Source organism: Pseudomonas syringae group sp. 247E2 (assembly GCF_032587795.1).
In the GTDB taxonomy this organism is placed as follows: Bacteria; Pseudomonadota; Gammaproteobacteria; order Pseudomonadales; family Pseudomonadaceae; genus Aquipseudomonas; species Aquipseudomonas amygdali.
The window spans coordinates 1-4609 of the sequence record NZ_JAWHPK010000036.1 but is presented as its reverse complement, the minus strand read 5'-3'; the positions used below and the strand labels follow the sequence as shown (position 1 = coordinate 4609).

At 60.4% G+C, this 4609-nt stretch carries 4 protein-coding genes and 1 pseudogene; 1 reads left to right on the top strand and 4 read right to left on the bottom strand.

Going from position 1 to position 4609, the window contains the following annotated elements; genetic code table 11:
• Positions 1-156: 156 nt before the first annotated feature.
• Together ptsP and RYC18_RS24795 are read right to left on the bottom strand one after the other, a co-directional pair.
• Positions 157-2436 carry a phosphoenolpyruvate--protein phosphotransferase gene (ptsP, locus tag RYC18_RS24800; RefSeq protein WP_002555744.1) on the bottom strand — a complete coding sequence of 760 codons (2280 nt, stop codon included), beginning with the start codon at positions 2434-2436 and terminating at the stop codon, positions 157-159.
• Between the two features lie 21 nt (positions 2437-2457).
• Positions 2458-2937 carry an RNA pyrophosphohydrolase gene (locus RYC18_RS24795; RefSeq protein ID WP_002555745.1) on the bottom strand — a complete coding sequence of 160 codons (480 nt, stop codon included), beginning with the start codon at positions 2935-2937 and terminating at the stop codon, positions 2458-2460.
• Between the two features lie 142 nt (positions 2938-3079).
• Here RYC18_RS24795 and RYC18_RS24790 point away from each other — a divergent pair, with 142 nt between their 5' ends.
• On the top strand, positions 3080-3736 hold the full coding sequence (locus RYC18_RS24790; protein WP_316886968.1) for an HAD family hydrolase: 657 nt from the start codon (positions 3080-3082) through the stop codon (positions 3734-3736).
• A gap of 13 nt (positions 3737-3749) precedes the next feature.
• Here RYC18_RS24790 and RYC18_RS24785 read toward each other — a convergent pair whose 3' ends face one another.
• Together RYC18_RS24785 and RYC18_RS24780 are read right to left on the bottom strand one after the other, a co-directional pair.
• Positions 3750-4178, bottom strand: a complete 429-nt coding sequence (locus tag RYC18_RS24785) for a DUF2269 family protein (RefSeq protein WP_316886967.1) — start codon at positions 4176-4178, stop codon at positions 3750-3752.
• A 291-nt stretch (positions 4179-4469) separates the two neighbouring features.
• Positions 4470-4609 (bottom strand): annotated as a pseudogene (locus RYC18_RS24780) (threonine dehydratase); the annotation flags it as partial.

The following is a 4609-nucleotide window of genomic DNA, read 5'->3' as shown; positions in this document are numbered from 1 at the left end:
CGACTATCGTGCGGCGCTCTGCGTCGCATGCAGTTCTGGACGCTCTGCGTCCGATATTGAGCGGGCGGTGCGGCACAGATTTATGACGCGAAGCGTCACCCACGGCATTCCTACGCTGGAGCGTGAGGAACGATAGTTCTGTAACTATCGTGGCGCTTAGTGCCCTTTGACCGAGCTCGGGTTGATCATCCGCGACAGGCCGAGGTTTTTCAGCGCCAGTTGCAGGGAGCTGCTGATGACTTGTGGGTTATCGTTGGTCATCAGTTGCGCAAGCAGTTCCTTGGCCTTGCTGAGGTTGATCTGACGCAGCATCCACTTCACTTTCGGCAGGTTGGTGGCGTTCATCGACAAGCTGTCAAAGCCCATCGCCATCAGCAGCACAGCTGCAGCCGGGTCGCCGGCCATTTCGCCGCAGATGCTGACCGGCTTGCCCTCGGCATGTGCATCACGCACCACGCTTTGCAGGGCCTGAAGCACGGCCGGGTGCAGGTAATCATAAAGATCGGCCACACGCGGGTTGTTGCGGTCGACCGCCAGCAGGTATTGGGTCAGGTCGTTGGAGCCTACCGAGAGGAAGTCGACCTGACGCGCCAGATCGCGGGTCTGGTAGACCGCCGCAGGCACTTCGATCATCACGCCCACAGGCGGCATCGGCACGTCGGTGCCTTCGTCGCGCACCTCGCCCCACGCCCGGTGGATCAGGTGCAGCGCTTCTTCCACTTCGTGGGTACTGGAGATCATCGGCAACAGAATGCGCAGGTTATTCAGGCCCTCGCTGGCCTTGAGCATGGCGCGGGTCTGGACCAGGAAAATTTCCGGGTGGTCGAGAGTGACGCGAATACCGCGCCAGCCCAGAAACGGGTTGTCTTCCTTGATCGGGAAGTAGGACAGCGACTTGTCGCCGCCGATATCCAGGCTGCGCATGGTCACCGGCAGCGGATGGAAAGCGGCCAGTTGCTCACGATAAATCGCCAGCTGTTCCTTTTCACTCGGGAAACGCTGGTTGATCATGAATGGCACTTCGGTACGGTACAGCCCCACCCCTTCGGCACCGCGCTGCTGGGCGCGAGCGACATCAGCCAGCAGGCCGGTATTGACCCACAGCGGCATGCGATGGCCGTCCAGGGTCACGCAAGGCAGTTCGCGCAGGGCATCCAGGCCTTGGGAGAGCTGGCGCTCCTCCTCGACCACCTTGCCGAACTGCTTGCGCATGATTTCGCTGGGGTTGGTGAAGACTTCGCCGTGATAACCGTCGACCACCAGATCGATGCCGTCGACCTTGGAGTAAGGGAAGTCCACCAGCCCCATGACCGTGGGAATGCCCATGGCCCGCGCCAGGATCGCAACGTGGGAGTTGCCGGAACCCTGAACCGATACAAGGCCGACCAGCTTGCCTTCCGGCACCTCGCCCAGCATGGCCGGGGTCAATTCTTCACTGACCAGAATCGTGTTGTCGGGGTAGACCAGTGCCTGCTGCCGCGCTTCCTGAAGGTAAGCCAGCAGGCGACGGCCCAGGTCCTTGACGTCCGAGGCCCGCTCGCGCAAGTAGGCATCGTCCATCAGTTCGAAACGTTTGACGTGCTCGCTGACCACCGAGCGCAAGGCACCCTGCGCCCACTGGCCGGTCTTGATGACATCGGTCACTTCGCTGCCCAGCGAGGCGTCATCGAGCATCATCAGGTAAACATCGAACAGCGCGCGCTCTTCGGGGCGCAGCTGGGTGGCGAGCTTGGCTGACAGGGTGCGCATGTCATTGCGCACGCCTTCCAGCGCGTTCTGGAACAACGCCAGCTCGGCGGCGATGTCAGTGACGGTCTTGTCCGGCACCACCTCCAGATCGGCAGGCGGCAGCATGACCACGGCGACACCTACAGCAGCGCCCGGCGAACCGGCCACACCAACGAACTTGGCCTCCTGAATGCCCTTGCCCTGGCGACCCAGACCGCGGATCGAGCCGGTGGCTTCGGCATGGGCAATAACGCCCGCCAGTTGCGCGCTCATGGTCACGAGGAAGGCTTCTTCGCCCTCGTCGAACTGACGACGCTCCTTTTGCTGGATCACCAACACCCCCACCACGCGACGGTGGTGGATAATCGGCGCGCCGAGGAACGAGGCGTAACGCTCTTCACCAGTCTCGGCAAAATAGCGATAACGAGGGTGATCTGCGGCGTTTTCGAGGTTCAGCGGTTCTTCACGCGTGCCGACCAGACCGACCAGGCCTTCATTCGGCGCCATGCTGACTTTGCCGATGGAGCGTTTGTTGAGGCCTTCAGAGGCCATCAGCACAAAGCGGTTGACCTCGGCATCGAGCAGATAGACCGAGCAGACCTGACTGCCCATGGCCTCCTTGACGCGTAACACAATAATGCCCAACGCCGCCTTGAGATCCTTGGCGGAGTTAACTTCCTGGACGATCTTGCGCAGCGTATTGAGCATGGCTCGGGGTCGAACTCCGTGTCAGTCGCGCGATAACAGGCGCGGGGCAAGCTCTTTGAGTGCGCGTCGATACACCTCGCGCTTGAATGTCACCACCTGGCCTAACGGGTACCAATAACTGACCCAGCGCCAGCCATCGAACTCCGGTTTACCGGTCAAATCCATCCGCACCCGCTGCTCGTTGGAGATCAGGCGCAGGAGAAACCATTTTTGCTTCTGGCCGATACACAGCGGCTGGCTGTGCGTACGGACCAGACGTTGCGGCAGACGATAGCGCAACCAGCCCCGAGTGCAGGCAAGTATTTGCACATCATGTCGTTCCAGCCCGACTTCTTCATTCAATTCACGATAAAGCGCGTCTTCCGGCGTCTCCTGCGGGTTGATTCCACCCTGAGGAAACTGCCAGGCATCCTGGTTAATACGCCGAGCCCATAGGACCTGACCAGCATCGTTTGTCAGAATAATCCCGACATTAGGACGGAAACCATCGGGGTCGATCACGGCAACAACCTCGCAAACGCATGTCGCCGCATTGTTCCACAAAGGCGATCAAACCAGCAACGAGGCTTATCACCTTATGTGAAGACTTGTGAAAACCTCGTATTCTGGGACTCTTTTTTCAACTATTTCAGCGAGTAACCCTATGCGTCTGGCTTTATTCGACCTCGACAACACGCTTCTGGGCGGCGACAGCGACCATGCCTGGGGCGATTATCTGTGCCGACGCGGGATCCTCGATGCCGCAACCTACAAGACCCGCAACGATGAGTTCTATCAGGATTACCTGGCCGGTACGCTGAACATGACCGACTACCTGAATTTTACCCTGGAGATTCTGGGCAACACTGATATGGCGCAACTGGAGGAATGGCACCGCGACTTCATGCGCGACTGCATCGAGCCGATCATGCTGCCCAAGGCGCTGGAATTGATCGCCAAACACCGCGACGCAGGCGACAAGCTGGTGGTCATTACCGCCACCAATCGCTTTGTGACCGCACCGATTGTGGCGCGGCTGGGCATCGATACACTGCTGGCAACCGAATGCGAGATGGTTGATGGTCGTTACACAGGTCGTACTACGGGCGTTCCGTGCTTCCGTGAGGGCAAGGTGACACGCCTCAATCAGTGGCTTGAAGACAACGCGTTCAGCCTTGAGGACAGCTATTTCTACAGCGACTCGATGAACGACCTGCCGCTGCTGGAGCAAGTGGCCAGCCCGGTTGCGGTCGATCCGGACGATAGATTGCGTGCCGAAGCCGAGCGACGCGGCTGGCCGGTTATCACCCTGCGTAACTGAACGTCGGCACTGCTCAGGCCGGTTTGAAGCCCATCAGACCGGCCATGGCCACAAAGCACACGACGCTGATCACGGTCAGCGCCAAGGTAAAACCTCGCTTGCCGCCCTTGGCGCCGAGGCGCAACCGGTTGAGCCTGACCACCAGCCACACCCAACTGCACAGCCCCAGGGTGTAAAGCACGCTGCTGCCCAGCACCCAGGTCTGGCCCAGCGACAACCCTTTAAGATGCACCAGCCACCAGCCGCTGAATGGCAGTGTCGCCAGGCACACGGCCATCAACACCCAGAAAAACAGCAATGGCCGCTTGAGCAGGCGATTCTGCACGGTCGTGTCGCCTTCAAGACGCACCTTGACCACCCCGCTGGCCAACACCAGCGCGCTGATCAGCAACAACGCGATGGCGACGATGTGCAGGGTATTAAGGGTGGTGATGGGTTCCATGACGCGGTGTTCCTCTGGAATCGGGCTTGGGTGAGTTTAGCAGTGTGGACACAAGAGCCGTGCCTTAAGCGCTATCGCGCCCGTGCTCCACGTGGGCAAGCCGATCTGGACGCTCCGCGCCCTCTTGCGACGCAGAGCGTCGTGAGCTGCATTCCCACGCTGGAGCGTGAGGAACGAGGGTCGTCAGGGATAACGTTACCGCTATCGTGCGACGCTCTGCGTCGCATGCCGTTCGGGACGCTCTGCGTCCTCTTGTGACGCGGAGCGTGAGGAACGGGAGTATCTAAGTCCTCAGCCCAGAAACAGCCTGTACGCCGGGTTCTCGCTCTCGTCCCAATACGGGTAACCAATCTCATCCAGCGCAGCACCGACCAGATGCCGCTCTTCCTCCGGCACCACCAGCCCGGCAACCACCCGGCCGTCAGCAGCGC